Genomic DNA, 455 nt, shown 5'->3' on the forward strand with positions numbered 1-455 from the left:
CACCCAAAAAACTTTTTACCAAAGACCCGAGTATACTCTCCTTAAAATAAAAAAGAAACTGCAACACGTAAACAAACATTAAAATATCCAAAAAATACACGTTATTAATAAAAACCGAAAAATACAATAACAAAATAACCCAAAAAAATTAAAGACACAGGCAACAACTTAAACCAAAAAAAACTCATTATCAAATCATAACGAAAACGTGGGTACGAACTACGCACAAAAACTAAAATAGAAAACACAAGGTAGATAACCACAAAACTAAAACCAAAAAACAAGACTGAGGTCAAAGTTCTAAAAAACAAAAGAGCCCCATACTCACCCAAAAACAAAAGAACAAAGGCCACTCTAGAATACTCAACATTATAACCTCTAACAAGCTCCCTCTCCCCCTCCGCAAAATCAAAGGGAGCACGATTCAGCTCCGCCAACACCATAAAAAGAAAAGG

At 34.1% G+C, this 455-nt stretch carries 1 protein-coding gene; it reads right to left on the reverse strand.

Features of this window, described 5'->3' with window-relative positions; translation table 11 throughout:
• Nucleotides 1–104: 104 nt before the first annotated feature.
• The coding region (locus ET526_RS21150; protein WP_192898746.1) for an NADH-quinone oxidoreductase subunit H at nt 105–455 on the reverse strand (351 nt) is incomplete at its 5' end.

The organism is Crenalkalicoccus roseus (assembly GCF_004761865.1).
GTDB lineage: Bacteria > Pseudomonadota > Alphaproteobacteria > Acetobacterales > Acetobacteraceae > Crenalkalicoccus > Crenalkalicoccus roseus.